This is a genomic window from Dickeya sp. ws52, from assembly GCF_007210685.1.
Classification (GTDB): Bacteria; Pseudomonadota; Gammaproteobacteria; order Enterobacterales; family Enterobacteriaceae; genus Dickeya; species Dickeya chrysanthemi.
The window spans coordinates 30,528-49,007 of record NZ_SZVX01000026.1; the positions used below are offsets into that span (position 1 = coordinate 30,528).

General features: G+C 54.6%; 18 protein-coding genes. 8 read left to right on the forward strand and 10 right to left on the reverse strand.

All coding sequences use genetic code 11. From position 1 onward, the window contains the following. Positions 1-44: 44 nt before the first annotated feature. Entirely contained in the window at positions 45-1,457 is a 1,413-nt protein-coding gene (locus FDP13_RS19590) for an anion permease (RefSeq protein ID WP_143840217.1), read from the reverse strand. 140 nt (positions 1,458-1,597) lie between these two features. On the opposite strand from FDP13_RS19590, the gene FDP13_RS19595 reads away from it, so the two are divergent. Next, on the forward strand, positions 1,598-1,816 hold the full coding sequence (locus FDP13_RS19595; protein WP_143840218.1) for a hypothetical protein: 219 nt from the start codon (positions 1,598-1,600) through the stop codon (positions 1,814-1,816). Between the two features lie 343 nt (positions 1,817-2,159). Here the strand turns inward: FDP13_RS19595 and ibpB are convergent, their stop codons facing one another. Both ibpB and ibpA read right to left on the reverse strand, forming a co-directional pair. Next, on the reverse strand, positions 2,160-2,609 hold the full coding sequence (gene ibpB, locus FDP13_RS19600) for a small heat shock chaperone IbpB (RefSeq protein WP_015848395.1): 450 nt from the start codon (positions 2,607-2,609) through the stop codon (positions 2,160-2,162). 155 nt (positions 2,610-2,764) lie between these two features. Beyond that, positions 2,765-3,178 carry a small heat shock chaperone IbpA gene (gene ibpA, locus FDP13_RS19605; protein WP_015848396.1) on the reverse strand — a complete coding sequence of 138 codons (414 nt, stop codon included), beginning with the start codon at positions 3,176-3,178 and terminating at the stop codon, positions 2,765-2,767. A 318-nt stretch (positions 3,179-3,496) separates the two neighbouring features. On the opposite strand from ibpA, the gene FDP13_RS19610 reads away from it, so the two are divergent. Continuing rightward, positions 3,497-3,871, forward strand: coding sequence for a YceK/YidQ family lipoprotein (locus tag FDP13_RS19610; RefSeq protein ID WP_027713556.1), 375 nt, complete (start codon positions 3,497-3,499; stop codon positions 3,869-3,871). A gap of 338 nt (positions 3,872-4,209) precedes the next feature. Here the strand turns inward: FDP13_RS19610 and FDP13_RS19615 are convergent, their stop codons facing one another. Both FDP13_RS19615 and FDP13_RS19620 read right to left on the reverse strand, forming a co-directional pair. Continuing rightward, entirely contained in the window at positions 4,210-5,553 is a 1,344-nt protein-coding gene (locus FDP13_RS19615; protein WP_143840219.1) for an MFS transporter, read from the reverse strand. 267 nt (positions 5,554-5,820) lie between these two features. After that, positions 5,821-7,104, reverse strand: a complete 1,284-nt coding sequence (locus FDP13_RS19620; protein ID WP_143840223.1) for a DUF3748 domain-containing protein — start codon at positions 7,102-7,104, stop codon at positions 5,821-5,823. A 235-nt stretch (positions 7,105-7,339) separates the two neighbouring features. Here FDP13_RS19620 and FDP13_RS19625 point away from each other — a divergent pair, with 235 nt between their 5' ends. Further along, positions 7,340-7,597, forward strand: a complete 258-nt coding sequence (locus FDP13_RS19625) for a YdgH/BhsA/McbA-like domain containing protein (protein ID WP_015848400.1) — start codon at positions 7,340-7,342, stop codon at positions 7,595-7,597. Positions 7,598-7,683: 86 nt separating this feature from the next. Here the strand turns inward: FDP13_RS19625 and FDP13_RS19630 are convergent, their stop codons facing one another. Then, positions 7,684-8,379, reverse strand: a complete 696-nt coding sequence (locus FDP13_RS19630; RefSeq protein ID WP_015848401.1) for a FadR/GntR family transcriptional regulator — start codon at positions 8,377-8,379, stop codon at positions 7,684-7,686. Positions 8,380-8,636: 257 nt separating this feature from the next. Between FDP13_RS19630 and uxuA the strand changes: the two genes are divergently transcribed. Beyond that, complete coding sequence (gene uxuA / locus FDP13_RS19635) at positions 8,637-9,821, forward strand: mannonate dehydratase (protein ID WP_143840220.1); 1,185 nt, start codon at positions 8,637-8,639, stop codon at positions 9,819-9,821. 98 nt (positions 9,822-9,919) lie between these two features. Here the strand turns inward: uxuA and yidA are convergent, their stop codons facing one another. Together yidA and uspA are read right to left on the reverse strand one after the other, a co-directional pair. Next, positions 9,920-10,735, reverse strand: a complete 816-nt coding sequence (yidA, locus tag FDP13_RS19640) for a sugar-phosphatase (RefSeq protein ID WP_143840224.1) — start codon at positions 10,733-10,735, stop codon at positions 9,920-9,922. A gap of 279 nt (positions 10,736-11,014) precedes the next feature. Beyond that, positions 11,015-11,449 carry a universal stress protein UspA gene (uspA, locus tag FDP13_RS19645; protein ID WP_015848404.1) on the reverse strand — a complete coding sequence of 145 codons (435 nt, stop codon included), beginning with the start codon at positions 11,447-11,449 and terminating at the stop codon, positions 11,015-11,017. Positions 11,450-12,090: 641 nt separating this feature from the next. Between uspA and uspB the strand changes: the two genes are divergently transcribed. After that, positions 12,091-12,426 (forward strand): universal stress protein UspB, encoded by a 336-nt coding sequence (gene uspB, locus FDP13_RS19650; protein ID WP_038927361.1) that lies wholly within the window; start codon positions 12,091-12,093, stop codon positions 12,424-12,426. A 148-nt stretch (positions 12,427-12,574) separates the two neighbouring features. Here uspB and pitA read toward each other — a convergent pair whose 3' ends face one another. Next, entirely contained in the window at positions 12,575-14,080 is a 1,506-nt protein-coding gene (pitA, locus tag FDP13_RS19655) for an inorganic phosphate transporter PitA (protein WP_027713563.1), read from the reverse strand. A gap of 303 nt (positions 14,081-14,383) precedes the next feature. On the opposite strand from pitA, the gene FDP13_RS19660 reads away from it, so the two are divergent. From FDP13_RS19660 to FDP13_RS19670, 3 genes are all read left to right on the forward strand, one after another. Continuing rightward, a complete protein-coding gene (locus FDP13_RS19660) occupies positions 14,384-15,568 on the forward strand; it encodes an NAD(P)/FAD-dependent oxidoreductase (protein WP_143840221.1) in 1,185 nt (394 codons plus the stop codon). A gap of 97 nt (positions 15,569-15,665) precedes the next feature. After that, positions 15,666-17,129, forward strand: coding sequence for an AAA family ATPase (locus tag FDP13_RS19665; protein ID WP_033581053.1), 1,464 nt, complete (start codon positions 15,666-15,668; stop codon positions 17,127-17,129). Then, positions 17,113-17,745: a hypothetical protein gene (locus tag FDP13_RS19670; RefSeq protein ID WP_027713566.1), complete on the forward strand. Its 633-nt coding sequence runs from the start codon at positions 17,113-17,115 to the stop codon at positions 17,743-17,745. Before FDP13_RS19665 ends, FDP13_RS19670 begins: the two co-directional genes overlap by 17 nt. A gap of 68 nt (positions 17,746-17,813) precedes the next feature. Here the strand turns inward: FDP13_RS19670 and FDP13_RS19675 are convergent. Next, positions 17,814-18,480: transposase (locus tag FDP13_RS19675; protein ID WP_143840222.1), on the reverse strand; the 667-nt coding region annotated here is incomplete at its 5' end.

The following is an 18,480-nucleotide window of genomic DNA, read 5'->3' on the forward strand; positions in this document are numbered from 1 at the left end:
CGTATTCGGCGGCGGTAAATCCCATTTTGGCGGGCAGCAGGTTATTACCACAGCCCCAGCACTTTCCACCACAGGCTGCCGACACCCAGCCAGATAGGAATGACGACCAGTCCAATCAGGAAGCCGATTTTCCACCAGGTTCCCAGCGGCAGGTAGCCGCAACCGAACATGATCGGCGCCGGGCCGCCGGAATAATGCGTGGTCGCCATGAACAGGTTACTGAATGCCGCAAACGCCAGCACCGTCAACACCGGCGGTGCTCCGGCCGCAATGGCGATCGATACGAAAATCGCGTACATGGCGCTGATATGCGCCACCGCGCTGGCCATGAAGTAATGGCTGTAGTAGTACACCAGCAGCAACAAGCCCAGCATCGGCAACCAGTGCATTCCAGCAACGGCGTGACCGGCCATGCCGCCCAGCCAGGCAATCAACCCCATCTTGTTCAGTTGGGTCGCCAACATCATCAACACGGCAAACCACACCACCGTGTGCCAGGCTTCTTTCTCGCCGGTGACGTCTTCCCAGCTCAACGCACGAGTCAGCAACAGCACGCTCAGCCCACCCAGTGCGGTCAGGGTCGCGTCGATATTCAGCGACGATCCCAACACCCAGAACACCACCAGCCCGAGGAAGACGCACAGTACAATCCATTCGTTGCGGCTCATCGGCCCCATTTCCTGCAGACGAACCTTGGCCAGTTCACGCATTTCCGGCGTTTTCTTCAGCTCCGGCGGATAGAAACGGTAGAGCACCAACGGGATGACTATCAACGATAGCAGCCCCGGCACCAGCGTCGCCGCCGCCCATTCGGTCCAGGTCAGGTGCACGCCGAACTGGGTGGCCAGCTTGCTGATCAACGGGTTACCGGCCATTGAGGTCATGAACATCGCCGACGTGATGGCGTTACACTGGAAAATGGTCTGCACCAGAAACGCGCCGATACGCCGCTGAGTGCCCTGTTCCGGCGTTGAGCCGTAGGCTTCGGCGATGGAACGGAACAGCGGGGTGATAATGCCGCCGCAACGTGCGGAGGTTGACGGCATCGCCGGGGAAAACAGCAGGTCGGTAAACACCAGACCATACGCCAGCCCAAGACTGCTGTTACCAAGTTTACTGATGAACAGAAATCCGATACGGCGACCGAACCCGGTTTTGATGAAGCTACGCGAAATAAAAAAGGCGCAGGCAATCATCCAGATAGTGGGGTCGCTAAACCCGACCAACACATCCTTGACCGGCAGCAAACCGAGCGCCGACACCGTGGTAATACTAAAAATGGCAATGGCGCCAAGGGGATAGGGGGAAAGGATTAGCCCGACGACTGTGGCAATAAATATCGCCAGCAGATGCCATGCGGTGGGATTAACACCCTCAGGAACCGGAACAAACCAAAATATAACGGCTATACCGAGGATAATAAGAAGCTTCACTAACCTGCTATTATTTGCAGACATAACAACACCACTCAAAATTAAAACGAAATCGGCCGCCTTTACCGGAGGTCCCGCATTATGAGTGGAGGAGTTATTTTATTTCTTCATCACCCTTAATTTCGCTATCTGACAAAACAGGTAAATGCAAAAGGCATAAATAAATGCAGATAACGAGTTTCGGCGTGCCATCGCCATCTTTCATGGCGGGATACGACCTGACAAACACAACGGGTACAGCATCAGTAAAAAAAAGACGAGAAAACAATAAAGAGCAGGGTGCTTTTCTCGTCCCATCAAAATCAAGTGAAGTGATCAACGAGGGAAATAGTATTATAAAAACGGAATACACCATTGTTATTTTAATTACTAAACAGATTTAATAATTTACTTTTTAAAATAAAAACACCATTTCAAAAATAAATAAAAGTGAATTATTAAGCTATAAAATAACAATTATCAAACATGATATTAACGATGATGTTAATAACAATCTATTAATAGATATTTTTTCTACCGTGATTATTTATCGGTTTATTTCACCCTATTTGGTCAGGAAGTAAAATAATTTTGAAGTGTTTTCCAACATTTTTCCTGCAAATGAAAAAAACTATTCAGCCGGCATAAAGCAAACTCTCGCCCACCGTAGTTCGACAACCGGGGAAAACGCGAGGAGATGTTAAAAAACCGCTCGCCAACACCGTGCGAGCGGCTAGTGATGACCGGTTACGCCTGTTCGTTCGGCGCACCGTCAATACGTTCAGGCGCCGGGCGACCAATAGCGATGCGCTGCGGCTGCAATGCCTGCGGCACCTCGCGGATCAGGTCGATATGCAGTAACCCATGCTGGAACTGCGCTTGCGAAACATGCAGATGCTCGGCCAGGGTAAAACTCAACGAAAATGGTTTGAACACCAGCCCCTGATGCAGATACTGCACTTTTTTCTCCGGTAATGTCGGCGTGCCCTTCACGGTCAGACGCTGGCCTTCCACTTCAATATCCAGCTCCGGCTGGCGGAACCCGGCCAGCGCCAGTGTAATGCGGTAATGATTATCGTCGATTTTCTCGATGTTGTACGGCGGGAACTCCACCGCGTCCTGATTCCCCATGGAACTGGCAAGCTTGTCAAAACCGATCCACTGACGCAGCAGGGGGGACAAATCGTAATTGCGCATATTCATAACTCCTTCTGTGAAGCGAGATAATGGTTTCCGGTCGATAGCCGGGCGTCCCCGTACGGCGGACGAATAGCGAGACAGACGCCAGGCGACGTTATCGCTCCAGGCGGCTCTCTGATCGCCGCGGCGTAAGATGCCGGCGGCCGTCGCGATTATTTGATGTCGATGCGGCGCGGTTTCAGCGTTTCCGGAATCACCCGCTGTAACTCGATGAACAGCAACCCATTCTCCAGGCTGGCGCCGTTAATCTGAATGTGTTCGGCCAGTTGGAATTTGCGTTCGAAATTGCGCTCGGCAATCCCCTGATAGAGGTAATTGCGCGGGGTGGCGTCGCCGCGGTGTGATCCTTTGACAATCAGCATATTGTCGTGCGCGGTGATCTCCAGTTCGCTTTCAGCAAAACCGGCCACGGCAATCGCGATGCGATACTGGTTTTCGTCAACCAGCTCGACGTTATAAGGAGGATATCCGCCATTACCCTGGCTCTGGCCAGCTTCCAGCAGATTAAACAGACGATCAAAACCAATAGCGGAGCGATACAGCGGGGAAAAATCGGGATTACGCATACAATAATCTCCTGGCATACAGCGAGGTTAAAATAGGGCGGCCCTCCATCCGGACGGGCTCCTGACCGCAGCAACTGTATTCAGGAACACAGCCTTATACCCTGTCGGCGTATGTCTGCAGGTCTGATAGGGATATGGTGATTTATCTCTGCTTTTCAACAAGGCAGACGGGAAAATTTTCTTATTCTTTACCCGGCTCCGATGTAATCGCATACACTGGACAACAAGCACATTTAGCTAAAGCATGTGAAGGCCGCAGCGCAAGGTTGCTGTAAGCACAGCCAACCGCGTAACCGGGACGATTTTCCTCAAGGTAACATGATGACCATACTGAGAAATACCTCATTGTCGCTCGTACTGTCAGGCGGGATACTGGCGACATGCAGCGGTTGTTCCAGCGTGATGACTCACTCTGGCGGCGAGCAGGGGTACTATTCCGGCACCCAAGCCAGCATGGCTACGCTGAAGGATGAGAACACCAGTTGGGCGATGATGCCGATGGTGGTGCTTGATGTCCCTTTTTCCGCCATGCTGGATACGTTGCTGCTGCCCTATGATTATTACCGTACCCACAGCGACAGCCACAGCACCTCGGCCCGTGATCGACTGGAAGAATATGAACGCCGTCAGCCGATGGGCAACCCTCCGCCATTGATGGTCATCCCCGCATCGGCGAATAACCCCCGTCAGTGATGTTCCGCCTGATGCGGTTGTGCCGCCGTTTAACGCCAACGGCATCGCCGTCAATGCCCACCCGGCCCACGCCCCTCGTTTTGACGCCTCAACCACAAGATATTCTGCAAGAATCCCAGCATAGCGCTCATGGGCGACGTGATTGACGGTATAACCGTACTCGGTCGCACGCGAGTGGATGTCGCACACGGATGGATGTGTTGCCGGGTTTTGGCACGGATACGGTACTGTTTTGCTTTTCCGTACCAGACGTACCTCGTTGCGGACAGCTTCACGGCACTGGCAATCCGTTCAACTGTTTACACCATGAAACAACCTACCCCGGCCGCGACAATCAATCATACGTCCTTGGTCATATCCCGGCGCGAGGTTTCCGGCGCTTTCCAGGCGGCGAATGCCGCCACCAGCGCGGCCACCATGACGTAGGTCGCCACCAGCGTCCAGGATTCGTTATCCATTGCGGTGAGCCCCTTGGCGATAAACGGGGTGAAACCACCGGCTACAATCGCCCCCAGTTGTGCGCCGATAGACGCGCCGCTATAACGAACCTTCGGGCCGAACAGCTCGGTAAAGAACGCCGGTTGCACCGAATTAATAGAGTTATGGGCGATGTTGATCAGCAGAATGTAACCCAGCACCATCAACCCAAAAGAGCCGCTTTCCAGCAGATAGAAGAACGGAAACGCCATTGCCGCGGCGCACAGCGCCCCAAAGATGTAGATCGGGCGGCGACCCACCCGGTCAGACAGCGCGCCAAACAGCACATGCATCGGAAACGCCAATACGCAGGTCGCCATGATCACGTTCAGCATGGTCTGCTTGGGCACGCCCAACTGCACGGTGGCGTAGGAGACGGCGAACACCGTCGCCAGGAAAAACGGCACGCTTTCCGCAAAACGCAGCACCATGATCAGGCAGACGCTGCGCCACTGTTTACGCAGCACTTCCACCACCGGACTTTGACGAGGCGCCGCTTCGCACTGATGTACCTGCTGTTGTTGCCGAACCTGCCGGAATACCGGCGTTTCGTCCACCTTGCGGCGCATGTACAACCCCACCAACACCAGCGCCACGCTCAGCATGAACGGCACACGCCAGCCCCAGGACATCAGTTGATCTTCCGGCAGCATCGACACCAGCGCGAATATCGCCGTCGCCAGTAATTGCCCGGAAAAACCGCCGGTCTGCGGGATAGCCCCCAGCAGGCCGCGACGGTTAGCCGGCGCGGTTTCCACCACCATCAGCATCGCGCCGCCCCATTCGCCGCCCACCAGAAAACCCTGCACGAAACGCAGCACCACCAGCAAGATCGGCGCCCAGACACCAATCTGGTGATAAGTAGGCAGGCAGCCGATCAGAAAGGTCGCCAACCCCATGCCGCCGAGGGTAATCAGCAGCGTTAACTTACGCCCCAGGGTGTCTCCCATGTGGCCGAAAAAGATACCGCCCAGCGGGCGGGCAATGAACCCCACGCCGAAGGTGGCGAACGAGGCCAGCATCGCCGCGACCGGGCTGGCGGTAGGAAAGAACAATTTGCCAAATACCAGCGCGCTCGCCAGTCCGTAGAGCAGAAAATCGTAAAACTCGATGGTGTTGCCAATCCAACTGGAAATCACCACGCGGTGAATATTGGATTTATTGTGCATCGACTGGTGTTGGGGTAATTCCACGGAAATCGACATGATGTTCCTCGTTTGATGATTTTATCGCCCCGCAGGCAACGCCATCCGGACGCCGCCGATCCCGAAGGTCGGCGGGGGATGTAGGGTACAGGTTTTTTTGAGTGCGACAACGACTACCCGCTGAATATCAGCGCGCCATAAACGATATTTTTTCGATTCCAGCGGTAGGTCACATGTCATGTGTCGCCATCGGTAATCATGGCGGGATAAGAAAATTCGCCGGGCTCCTGCTCAAAACAGATCAAGTCCTCGCGATGTTCGCCGTTGTCAGTAACTCACCGTTACCACAAAAATCTGGTTGCAACCGTCGATTTCACGCAAATAGGCGATGCGATCGCCATTCGGTGAAAATACCACCGCATCCGCTACCGGCGGCGTTTCGCTGCGTGCGGTCTGACGAGTCAACCGGCCGGTCGCCGCCTCGCACAGCATCACGCTGTTGTCGCCAATGAACGCCAGGTATTCGCCGTCCGGATGCCAGCTAAATGCCGATTGCACCGGCCAGTCGCCCTGCGTCACCTGACGTGGTTCACCGCCGATCGGCGATACCGTCCACAGTTGCACGACACCGCGATCGTCTTTCATCAGAAAGGCGATTTGGCTGCCGTCCGGCGAACTGCGTAACCAGTGACGCGGCTGGTTAACCACGCCGGGATACGGCCTATCGGCGGTGAAGGTGAGCCGGCGCTGACGCACGCCGGCAGGCGGCGCAGGCAGTTCTGTTTCGGTGCCGCCTAGCGGGCGCTCGCCGGTTCGGGCGTAATCATCCATTTTTTCCGGTAAATCAACGAGAAACACCTCCGGCACTTTTTCGCCGCGCGCCGACAACGTATCGCCGATAAACGCCAGCGCCCAGCGCTGGCGACAACCGTCCGAGCGTAAATAGCCGGTATTTCCTACCCAACCTTCCTCATAGGCGCGGTTGATATCATCGCTGCCGGGGCGCGGCTGCGGCGTGGTGTCGCTTACCAGCACACAAAAATGGCTGCCATCGTGCTCACGCGGATGGCGGTGTGGCGCCGCCACTGTATGCAACGGCACCGCCACCCCGACGTTGCGCAAGTCCAGCGCCGGGTCGCGCTCGTGCAGCACATGGTCGTTATAGGTAAAGCTCAGGCGGGTGCCGTCCGGGCTGAACACATGCACATGAGAACCCCCACGCAACGCACCGGCCAGATACGGTGCCGTCAACACGCAGGCATCCAACGTCGTCGCCTGCCGGTGGTCATCATCCGCCAGCACCACGCCTCGACGATGGTGGAAATCGTACTGCCAGTGCACGTCCGGGTTTTCAGGGCCGTGGATAAACACATAGCGCTGCGGCGGCACCGGGCTACCGGTCGCCACGCCGACATGCGCCCCCTGCCCGGCACGGTAAATCACCTCACGCCGGTGGGTTTCCACATTAACGCGTTCAATCGTCAAACCGGTAAACGAAGATCCGTGCGGCCTGACATCATAAATCAACCAATTACCGTCACAGGACCAGATATTTATATTGGTCAACTGATGCGAAAAAGCATCGAATGTTATCTGCCGGTCTTCATTCATCACAGATTTTCCGTCTTAATAAATTAACTTGGCATATCATAAAAAATCGCGCAATGAATGACAAAAACAATGAAAATCAGCGCTTTATTTACAATAGCTGACTGTATTCTCGGTCAAAAAAATAGAAAGATATCGTCAACAACCTCCGTTTTCCACGCAGGTCAACAAGGCGTAACCTTTCCGTTATCGAAAGGACAAGCGCCTTTCAACTCAGTTACCGAAGAAGGAAAGAGACATGAAAAACATCAAAACCATCGCTATCGCCGCTGCCCTTGCTACCGTATCGTTTGGCTCTTTCGCCGCGCAAAGCGTCAGCTATGACCAGGCCCAGCAGTTGGAAAAAATCGGTTCGGTTTCCGCCACCGCCAACGATCTGAGCTCGCTGCAAGCCAAACTGGCCGACAAAGCCAGCGAAGCCGGCGCTTCGGCGTACACCATTACCTATGCCAGCGGCGACGATACCCTGCACGGCAACGCGACTATCTACAAATAATCCCCGCCTGCACGGTCATCATTACCCCTCAGCCCCGGTGCCTGTGTCCCCCCGGGGTTTTTTTATGCCCGCGGAACACCGTGGCTTTACTCATCGCCGCTGAACAGATGATCGTACACATGCTGAAGGTGACGCGCCATGTTGGTCCGTGCCCGTGCCGGGTCGCGCGCGATGATGGCATCGGCGATGTCGGCGTGGTCCTGATTCATGGTGCGGGGAAAATCGGAATCGGCGTACAGTGTTTCCAGCCGCACGAACCGGCTGCTCTGACGCTTGTTCCACAGGTACTCCATCATGTCCTGCAACACTTCATTGCCGGACATCTCGCTAATCAACAGGTGGAAACGCTTGTCTTCATGCAGAAACTGCGCGTCATTGACATTAAGGCGGGACAGATCGCGGGTGATCGCCTGTAGCGCAGCACGCTGCTCGTCGGTGGCATGTACCGCCGCCAGCTCCGCCATCATCGCTTCATACACCTGCCGGGCCTGAATAAACGCCCGCAGGCTGAATTCATCTTCCGGTATTGCCGCGGGCGGCGCCTCCGGCAGCGGATCGTTGACGTACACACCGTTCCCGGTACGGATTTCCACCCAACCGGTGATTTCCAGCGCAATCAGCGCCTCACGGATGGACGAGCGGCTTACCCCCAGCTGTTTCGCCAGTTCTCGCTCCGAGGGCAGCAGTTGCCCGGCCGCAAACTGACCGTTCCTGATGCAGTTAATCAGCAGCGTGGATATCTGCCGGTAAAGCCGCTCAACTTTCAGTGTGGGTAACACCATATCCCCTCCGGATCCCCCGTCAGTCATGACCTGTCAACGTCTGTTCCGCCAATAACAGCCTGAAGCTTACCATAGCCGCCAAAACGCCAGAAAATTAAATGCCGCCACCGCATGTTCAGGTTTCATTACCATCCCGGCCTGACATTTACGTGATCAAAATCACAGAAATATCGCCACAGGTGGTGAATAGTGAACCGGTCCGGTGGTCAGGCCACCAGACCGACTATTGACCTCAACAGAGTTTAAGGAGCTGCATTATGGAACACACCTGGCGCTGGTACGGCCCCAACGATCCGGTGTCGCTGGATGATGCCCGCCAGGCGGGCGCGACCGGTATCGTCACGGCCCTGCACCATATCCCGAATGGTGAAGTGTGGAGCATCGAAGAGATTAAGCAACGTCAGGCGATACTGGCGGAAAAAGGGCTGACCTGGTCAGTGGTGGAAAGCGTGCCGGTGCACGAAGCCATCAAAACCCAGACCGGCGATTACCGGCGTTATATCGCCAATTACCAGCAGTCGCTGCGTAATCTGGGCGCCTGCGGCATCGATACCGTGTGCTACAACTTCATGCCGGTGCTGGACTGGACCCGTACCGACCTGGAATACCCAATGCCGGACGGCTCCCGGGCGCTGCGTTTTGATCACACCGCCTTCGCGGCGTTTGAGCTGCACCTGCTCAAGCGTGACGGCGCCGCCGCCGACTACACCGATGAAGAACAGCGTCAGGCCGCTGCGTATTTCGCCGCCATGACCGATGCCGACAAAGACAAGCTGACCCGCAATATTATCGCCGGTCTGCCGGGTGCCGAAGAAGGCTATACGCTGGAGCAGTTCCGCGAACAACTGGCGCAGTACGACGGTATCGATAAAGCGAAGCTGCGTGAGCACATGGCGGAATTCCTGCGGGCGATCGTGCCGGTAGCGGAAGAAGCCGGTATCGTGCTGGCGGTACACCCGGACGATCCGCCGCGCCCGATCCTCGGCCTGCCGCGCATCGTTTCGACCATTGAGGATATGCAGTGGCTGAAAAATACTGTCGACAGCATCCATAACGGCTTCACTATGTGCACCGGGTCTTACGGCGTACGGGCAGACAACGATCTGGTGAAAATGATCGAAACCTTCGCCGACCGTATCCACTTCACTCATTTGCGCGCCACCTGCCGCGAAGACAACCCGAAAAGCTTCCACGAAGCGGCTCATCTGCATGGCGATGTAGACATGGTGCAGGTGGTGAAAGCGATTCTGGCGGAAGAACATCGCCGCCGTCAGCAGGGCAATGCCCGCGCCATTCCGATGCGCCCCGACCACGGCCACCAGATGCTGGATGACCTGAAGAAGAAAACCAACCCCGGCTATTCCGCCATCGGGCGGCTGAAAGGGCTGGCGGAAGTGCGCGGCGTCGAACTGGCGATCAGACAGACGTTCTTTAACGACTGACCCGCTGTTCGTCTTATACCCTGAATAATTCGAGTTGCAGGAAAGCCAACGCACCTGCAACTTGAAGTATGACGGGTTATACGTCTGGCCCGCGTGGGTCAGACGTTCAACACAAACTTCTCAATGGCGTACGCCACGCCGTCTTCACTGTTAGACCGGGTGACGAATTGGCTCACCGCCTTGACGCTATCAATCGCATTGCCCATCGCCACACCCAGCCCGGCAAATTCGAGCATCGCCAAATCGTTTTCCTGATCGCCCAGCGCCATCACTTCATCAGCGTCCAGACCGAGGTGTTGCGCCAGCATTTTCACCCCTTCGCCTTTATTGACGCGCTTGTCCAGAATCTCGAGATAGAAAGCTGCGCTTTTCATGATGGTATAACGGGCGAAATCTTCGTGCGGAATACGGGCGATAGCGGCATCCAGCACCTCAGGTTCATCGATCATCATCACTTTTGGAAAACGCAGGCTGCTGTCCATTTCCTCTACCGCCCGGTATTTCAGCGGCATACTGGTCAGGTGGGACTCATGCACCGTGTAGGCGCTGATATCTTTGTTGGCGGTATACACGTAATTGAAATCAAGCGCATGGAAATGGACGCCCAACTCGCGCGACAACGCCTCGAAATGGAGGTAATCCTCAAAGCTCAGCGTAGTTTGCGCCACACATTCGCCTGTCGATGTGCGCTGCACCAGCGCGCCGTTATTGGTGATGCAGTAGTGCCCGTCCTGCTGCAACCCCAATTGTTTCAGATAGCGTTCGACGCCGATGAACGGACGCCCGGTCGCCAGCGCCACATAAACGCCTTTTTCGCGGGCAGCGGCAATCGCCTGTTTCACCGCCGGTGAAATCTGGTTTTCCGGCGTTAGCAGCGTGCCGTCCATATCAATCGCAATCAGTTTTATCGCCATGATTTCCCCAATCATTAACCTCACTGCCGGTATCCTAGCGTGATTAGGTTGGGTAAAACCAGAAAATCCACCGGCGTATCATCCTTAGGTGATTAAAGAAACCCACACTAAGAGCCTATCTCACCGGGCATAATTAAGTTTTGATAAGGGCAGACAGACTTTGATCAGGACAAACATGCTTTGATCAGGCCAGACAGACAAAGAGGCATAGCCAATCGCGATTGGCTATGCCTCATATTCGTCAGATCATTTCAGGCGCATCAAAACCACTGGCGCGACTTATTCCTCTTCTTCACGCAACGGCACAATCAGCATGTCGATGTGCACCGTATTGATCAACTGGCGCGCAGACGACATCAGTTTACTCCAGAAATCCTGATGGTGGCCGCATAGCACCAGATCAACGTCATACTTGCGAATCGCATCAACCAGCACCTGGCCCAGATCGCCGCTGCCGCTCAGGGTTTCCGAGATCGGATAACCGGCGTTTTCCGCCAGATCTTTCAGGGCATTCTGGGTTTCTTCGGAAATGCGTTGCTGCATGTCACCCAGATTGACATCGATCAGCCCGGTGTAGAGATCAGAGTAATTCACGTCAACATGGATCAAAGAGACTTTGGCATCATACGGCCGCGCCATGGAGACCGCTTTTTCCACTAACACCTTACTTTCCGGTGACAGGTCAACCGCAATAAGGATGTGCTTGTAAGCCATGATTAAGCTCCTTCCGTAATGACTAACTGATGAGTCAGCAGATATTTCTCCTGCCAGTCTGATAACCTATGGCAGTTATGAGCATAACACCCCGCTTATTCCAGGTTATGTTCAACGGATCACAACGCCACACATTTTGTAACGGTTCTGCGAATGCGGATAACCGCTTACCCTGAAGTGATCGCCCATTGCGCCGATACTCTCTATATCCGTCATACATCAAGCTGCAAAGGTGTTGGCTTTCCTGCAACTCGAATTGTTTAGGGATACCAGGGGAAAGCCTGAATAACGGTGAAACCGCTATCCCGTACATAAAGTGTAGTTGAAAAGGACGGGGCCTACGGCGAAGAAAACCGGTGCCGGATCAAAAGTCATCATGATGTTTTTGGCTGTCAGGAACCTTGCGCCGGGTATGGAAAAAAATCGCAAGGCTCTTCTACAATGAAATTGGGGGGGAACCTCAACGGGTTCATCTCCAGGCAGGGATACAAAGGTGAAGAAGAACACCCGGGCAACTCGCCATGGTCGGGCAGCCCCATAACATCGCGTGAAAAACGTGTGGCATAAATACCCACAGATGTGATGTCAGCAGGATACGACACATGCCAGCATCTGGGGTCATAATCCGGGAGGGGAGCATGATGATTAGTACATTTGCGCTTTTCTGGGCTTTATGTGTCGTCTGTATCATCAATATGGCGCGATATTATTCTTCGTTGCGAGTGCTGCTGCTGATACTGAGAGACTGTGATCCGCTACTGTATCAGTATGTGGATGGAAGCGGATTTTTCACCTCCCACGGGCAACCCAGCAAGCAGTTACGGTTGGTTCGTTACATCTATGCACAACGTTATCTTGACCATCACGACCCGGAATTTATCCGTCGTTGCGCACGAGTGCGCGGTCAGTTTTTGCTGGCTTCCGCCTTGTGCGGGCTGGTCGTCGTCAGCCTCATCGGCCTTATCATCTGGCATTGAAGTGCGGCGGCAACAGTGACGGCATAAGCAGGTTGTGTTCCCATCAACCCATTAACGATACGCTGAAAGCAGAAAGGCGACCTGATGGCCGCCTTTCTTATTTGTCTACACGCTGATGGATGCAACGTTTACGCGCTATGAGCGCACGTCAGATCAGTTTCAGCGCCAGCCAGTACAGCACGCCGGACAGCAGCATTGATACCGGCAGGGTGAAAACCCAAGCCAACAGAATGCTTTTCACCGTTTTGCCCTGCACGCCGCCGCCGTCCACGATCATGGTGCCGGCCACCGCGGAGGAAAGCACGTGCGTCGTGGATACCGGCATACCGGTATAGCTGGCAATGCCAATCGACATGGCGGCCGTCAACTGTGCGGAGACGCCTTGTGCGTAAGTCATGCCTTTTTTACCGATTTTCTCGCCGATAGTGACCGCCACACGCTGCCAGCCCACCATCGTACCGAGCGACAACGCCAGCGCCACCGCCACAATAATCCACAGCGGAGCATATTCCACCGTGTACAGCAGATCGCTACGCAGATTGTTGAGCAGGCGTTTGTCATCGGCCGAGGTTTCCGGCAGCTTAACGACGCGATCCAACGTATCGGAAATACACATCAACAGACGACGGGCACGGGCACGATCATCCGCAGGCAGATCGCTGTAGTTTTTCACGTTATTCAGCAACGTCAGCGCACGGTCAATGGCGATCATGGCACGAGACGTATCACAGTGAAAATCCGGTTTGTTGCCGGTCGCAGGAATCACGGTTTCCGGAGCCGGAATCGGCGTCGACAGGTCTATAACATGCGCCAGCGACGCGCTATGAGACTGATAATACCCCTGCAGGTTCATCACCGCATCGCGGGTACGGCTAATATCGTAGCCTGAGGCATTCATATTCAGCATAAACCCGGCCGGCGCCACGCCAATCAACACCAGCATGATCAGGCCAATGCCTTTTTGCCCGTCGTTAGCGCCGTGAGAAAAGCTCACCCCCACCGCAGACAAGATCAGCGCGGTACGCGTCCAGAACGGCGGCTTACGCTTACCATCCTGCTTTTCGCGCTCCGCCGGCGTCAGGTGAACACGCTGGCGTTTCTTATTATTACTCCAGTAACGACGCAGCAGATAGACCATCAACCCGGCGACGATCATGCCGACCACCGGAGACACCAGCAGCGACAGGAAGATACTGACCATTTTAGGGATATTCAGCGCATCCACCACCGAGGTCTGGGTCACCAGCGCGTTGGTTAAACCGATACCGATGATGGAGCCTATCAAGGTATGAGAACTGGAAGCCGGCAACCCGAAATACCAGGTCCCCAGGTTCCAGATGATCGCCGCCAGCAGCATCGAAAACACCATCGCCAGCCCATGAGTGGAACTGACATTCAGCAGCAAATCGGTTGGCAGCAGATGGACGATGGCATACGCCACGCTCAGCCCGCCCAGCAATACCCCAAGGAAATTGAAAACACCGGCCATGACAACCGCCAGTTGAGCACGCATCGCCCGGGTATAAATAACCGTAGCGACCGCGTTGGCGGTATCGTGAAAACCGTTGATAGCTTCATAGAACAGAACGAATAGCAGGGCGAGAACCAGCATCAGACCGGTATGGAAATCAAGCCCGGCAAATAAATGTAACATAAGTGTTAGGCCATGTAGTGGTCATGAACGCGGCGCATTATCGGTGACAAGCTGAAACGGGAAAAGCAAAATATGACATTATTTTGACTTAATTTACGCCACTTCTGCCGGTTAAAAGGATTTAATTAATTAAAATCAATGCATTATTGTTTTTATCCATCCACACATTTTGTTACCGGTACATCGCCCCGATACGGCGGCGGAACGGCATGAAACAAGGCGCTGTTGGGCGAGTGACCGATGGGGGGACATCGCCTATAATCGGCCGCCCGGACATCACCGGCGCAACAGCGGGAGAATAATGTGGAACAGTTTGACGTCATCATCATCGGCGCAGGGGCGGCCGGCCTATTCTGCGCGGCACAGGCAGGCCAGAAAGGGCTGCGGGTGCTGCTGGTGGATAACGGCAAAAAACCGGGCCGCAAGATTTTGATGTCCGGCGGCGGGCGTTGCAACTTTACCAATCTGTACGCCGAGCCGGGTGCTTACCTGTCGCACAATCCGCACTTCTGCAAATCCGCCCTCGCCCGCTACACCCAGTGGGATTTCATCAGTCTGGTTAACCGCCACGGCATCGCATATCACGAAAAAACCCTTGGTCAGTTGTTCTGCGACGATTCCGCGCAGCAGATTGTCGATATGCTGATGACAGAGTGCGATGCCGGTAAAGTGACGTTGCGATTGCGCAGCGAGGTGCTGTCGGTGGAAAAACACGCACAGTTTCAGGTGAAGCTCAACAACGGCGTAGTACAGGCGCGGGCGCTGGTCGTCGCCACCGGCGGGCTATCGATGCCGGGGCTGGGCGCCACGCCGTTCGGTTATCAACTGGCGGCGCAATTCGGCCTCAACGTGTTGCCCACCCGCGCCGCGCTGGTGCCGTTTACCCTGCATAAACCGCTGTTGGAGCAATTACAGACGCTCTCCGGCGTGTCGGTGCCGGCGGTGGCGACGGCCGAAAACGGCACCACCTTCCGTGAAAATATTCTGTTTACTCACCGCGGCCTGTCGGGCCCGGCGATTCTGCAACTGTCCAGCTACTGGCACCCAGGGGAATTCGTCACCATCAACCTGTTGCCCACGCTTGATCTGGCCGAAAACCTCAATGCCGAGCGTCAGGCGCACCCGAATCAGAGCCTGAAAAACACTCTGTCGCAATGGTTGCCGAAACGGCTGGTGGAATGCCTGCAAACATTGGGGCAATTGCCGGACGTCACGCTGAAACAGCTCAACAAGCCGCAGCAGGCCGAGGTAGCAGCCACACTGCAACAATGGCGGGTTCAGCCTAACGGCACCGAGGGCTATCGCACGGCGGAAGTGACGCTCGGCGGCATCGACACCCGCGAACTGTCGTCAAAAACGATGGAAGCCGGCAAAACACCGGGCCTGTATTTTATCGGCGAAGTGGTGGACGTCACCGGCTGGCTCGGCGGTTACAACTTTCAGTGGGCGTGGAGCTCCGCCTGGGCCTGCGCGCAGGCGCTGGAGTAAAGCTTGCTCCCCACAATGAATCCCGGAAAGGGATGTATCATTGCCAGAAGATTTGTACACTGCGCAGGCGACTTAACGTCTGATTAAGGAATGGATGATGAAAATAAAGCAATTCCGGTTGCACCATGTCGGGCGCTTTACCTCTCTCGACGCTCTCATCGCGCCAACGGCTGATTATCCTTCCAATGTAACGGTGCTGGTCGGCAATAACGGCGCCGGGAAAACCTCTATTTTGCAGGCGCTGGCAACCTCGCTCAGTTGGCTGGTAGCGCGGGTGCGTAGTGAAAAAGGCAGCGGCAGCGTTATTAGTGAAGATACCATCACCAACGGGCAGACTTCCGCCGCGATTGAGGTCATGGCACAAGATACTCCTCCGCGCTCAGGCCATGCTGCCGACAACGATGCTGAATACCATTGGACCTTGGCAAAAGCCCGCAGCGGCAAAAAAGGGCAGCACGCCAGCCAGCTTAATGCGCTCACCACACTTGCCGATCGCTATCGTACTGCCTTGACTCAAGATCAACAAAGCAGCCTGCCGTTAATCGCCTTTTATCCGGTCGAACGCAGCGTGCTGGATATTCCGCTGAAAATAAGAAATAAACACCATTTTCAACAAATAGATGGATATGACAACGCGCTGAATCAGGGAGTGGATTTCCGGCGTTTTTTCGAATGGTTTCGTGAGCGGGAAGATATTGAAAACGAAGATGGTATGCCATTGGCATTATTAAAAATAATGGAGAAAGACCCTGAAAGGGTTTCAGATATTCTCAATTATATTGACGATGCTCCAGGTAGATTAGAAAAAATGGATCCAAGTAATTTTAAAGGAATTAAAAGTGAGTTTGAAAAAATCTCGAGTGCATTACAACTTATCCGGGAAATAGAAAGCGCGTCAAAAGACTCACAGCTTAAAGCTGTACGCTCAGCCATTACAGCCTTTATGCCAAACTTTTCTAATTTACGTGTGCGGCGTAAACCCCGGCTATATATGTCGGTCGATAAAAACGGTGAAGCCTTTAACGTGCTGCAACTGTCGCAGGGCGAAAAATCGCTGATGGCGCTGGTGGGTGATATCGCACGTCGTCTGGCGATAATGAACCCGGCGCTGGACAACCCGCTGCACGGCCAAGGTATTGTGCTGATCGATGAAGTGGATATGCACCTGCACCCGTCGTGGCAGCGCAGCATTATCGAACGGCTCACTACCACCTTCCCTCACTGCCAATTTATTTTGACCACTCACTCGCCGCTGGTGATCAGCGATTACAAGGATGTGTTGGTGTATTCACTGGATAACGGCGAATTGACCGTAGTGCCATCCCAATACGGTCAGGATGCCAACAGCGTCTTACTTGAAGTGATGGATACGCATATCCGTAACGCACGAATCGCAGAAAAATTGGGTGACCTGCTGGACATGATCCAGCGCCAGCAATTAACGCAAGCCAAAGCGTTGCTGGATGAACTGACCGCGGAGTTGCCCGCCACCAATCTGGAACTGACCAAAGCCCGCCTATTACTGCGCAAACAGGAGTTACGCGGTGAGAGAAATCACTAAAGGCACCGAACCTGCCAGCCTGACAGGCTGGAAACGCGCCAACCCCACAGGCCGGTATGACGATTTGACCGAAACCGAGCGGCAAGACATCCGCGATGCCTGCGTCAAAGAGCAGTTTTACCTGTGCGCTTATTGCTGCAAACCGATCAGCGGTGATAACAACGACACCATGAACGAGCATGTACAGGCACGAAAACTGGCGCCTCGCCGTAGCCTTGATTTCACCAACATCGTCGCCAGTTGTACCACGCCAAATCAGTGCGACGCCGCCCACGGTTCACAGCCGTTTTCGCTGACCCCACTCATGGCGGAATGCGAAACCGAATTGCAATTTATGATTAGCGGGCGCGTCGAAGGCAAGACAGCACGCGCGCAGGGGGCCATTAAGGTACTAAACCTGGGTGATCATGAAACGAATAACAAAAAGCTGATTGAGGCACGCAAAAAATTTATCGATAGCCTGTTATGGGCTAACGGTATCGATCCTAATGAAGGGCTGGAAGACGACGATCTGCTAAGAGCCGTTATTAATGATTTCAGTTCCCCGCAAAACGGCAGGCTGGAGCCTTACGCACCGGTGCTGGTTAATATCCTGAAAGGATGGTTGTCGGCATAAACGCCAACGCGATTTACCCCCGCAACTCTTCCTGCAAAACAACAAAGCCGCCCGAAGGCTAACACCGTTCACTTAAGGTGTTTTGAGTGAACGGGATACTGGGTTTTTGAGATCCGAACGGCCCTCGCTTTGGGCCGTTTTCTCTTTTCCGGCAGGATGAACTGCTTCACATTCTCCCGCATCTTTCTCAGCTTTGTCGGGATTGTCCCCGGTTTTCCCAGCGAGCACCAGATGAGCTCATCCTGAATCAGCCTCATCGCCATCACGAAGCTTATCCGCAGCGGGGGGACCCTGGCTTCCCGCGCTATCTGACTCATTTCCACTCTGATCAGATTATAGGCTGTCAGTAGCCCCCAGATTTCCTGGTAAATTCCGCTCGTTTTCTGGCTTCGCAGCAGCGTGGCCGTGCTCAGCTGGAACTGTTTCAGCTCGCCGTACCCATTCTCTATACTCCAGCGCTCCTGATAGACATAACGCAGAGCCTCTGCCGGATACGACCCCGGCTCCGTCAGCGAGGTGATAAAACCTTTGTAATCTCCCGCGCCCTCTTCGCACTCTATCAGCCGGGCCTGCCAGTATTCAGGCAGGGTAGTGTCCAGCTTTCGAGCCTGGGGTGAGACCTGCATCTCCACCAGATGGTCACCTTCGCTGAACGTGTCCAGTATTCGGTATGTCGTGTTTGCCTTCAGCGGTACCAGCCAGTGCGCCTCCGGCTCTCTGCGTTGCCAGTTAATC

What these genes read in the sequence shown, in the direction of transcription:
- FDP13_RS19590 (WP_143840217.1), bottom strand. Translation starts at nt 1,457, where the DNA reads ATGTCTGCAAATAATAGCAGGTTAGTGAAGCTTCTTATTATCCTCGGT.
- FDP13_RS19595 (WP_143840218.1), top strand. Translation starts at nt 1,598, where the DNA reads ATGCAGATAACGAGTTTCGGCGTGCCATCGCCATCTTTCATGGCGGGA.
- ibpB (WP_015848395.1), bottom strand. Translation starts at nt 2,609, where the DNA reads ATGCGCAATTACGATTTGTCCCCCCTGCTGCGTCAGTGGATCGGTTTT.
- ibpA (WP_015848396.1), bottom strand. Translation starts at nt 3,178, where the DNA reads ATGCGTAATCCCGATTTTTCCCCGCTGTATCGCTCCGCTATTGGTTTT.
- FDP13_RS19610 (WP_027713556.1), top strand. Translation starts at nt 3,497, where the DNA reads ATGATGACCATACTGAGAAATACCTCATTGTCGCTCGTACTGTCAGGC.
- FDP13_RS19615 (WP_143840219.1), bottom strand. Translation starts at nt 5,553, where the DNA reads ATGTCGATTTCCGTGGAATTACCCCAACACCAGTCGATGCACAATAAA.
- FDP13_RS19620 (WP_143840223.1), bottom strand. Translation starts at nt 7,104, where the DNA reads ATGAATGAAGACCGGCAGATAACATTCGATGCTTTTTCGCATCAGTTG.
- FDP13_RS19625 (WP_015848400.1), top strand. Translation starts at nt 7,340, where the DNA reads ATGAAAAACATCAAAACCATCGCTATCGCCGCTGCCCTTGCTACCGTA.
- FDP13_RS19630 (WP_015848401.1), bottom strand. Translation starts at nt 8,379, where the DNA reads ATGGTGTTACCCACACTGAAAGTTGAGCGGCTTTACCGGCAGATATCC.
- uxuA (WP_143840220.1), top strand. Translation starts at nt 8,637, where the DNA reads ATGGAACACACCTGGCGCTGGTACGGCCCCAACGATCCGGTGTCGCTG.
- yidA (WP_143840224.1), bottom strand. Translation starts at nt 10,735, where the DNA reads ATGGCGATAAAACTGATTGCGATTGATATGGACGGCACGCTGCTAACG.
- uspA (WP_015848404.1), bottom strand. Translation starts at nt 11,449, where the DNA reads ATGGCTTACAAGCACATCCTTATTGCGGTTGACCTGTCACCGGAAAGT.
- uspB (WP_038927361.1), top strand. Translation starts at nt 12,091, where the DNA reads ATGATTAGTACATTTGCGCTTTTCTGGGCTTTATGTGTCGTCTGTATC.
- pitA (WP_027713563.1), bottom strand. Translation starts at nt 14,080, where the DNA reads ATGTTACATTTATTTGCCGGGCTTGATTTCCATACCGGTCTGATGCTG.
- FDP13_RS19665 (WP_033581053.1), top strand. Translation starts at nt 15,666, where the DNA reads ATGAAAATAAAGCAATTCCGGTTGCACCATGTCGGGCGCTTTACCTCT.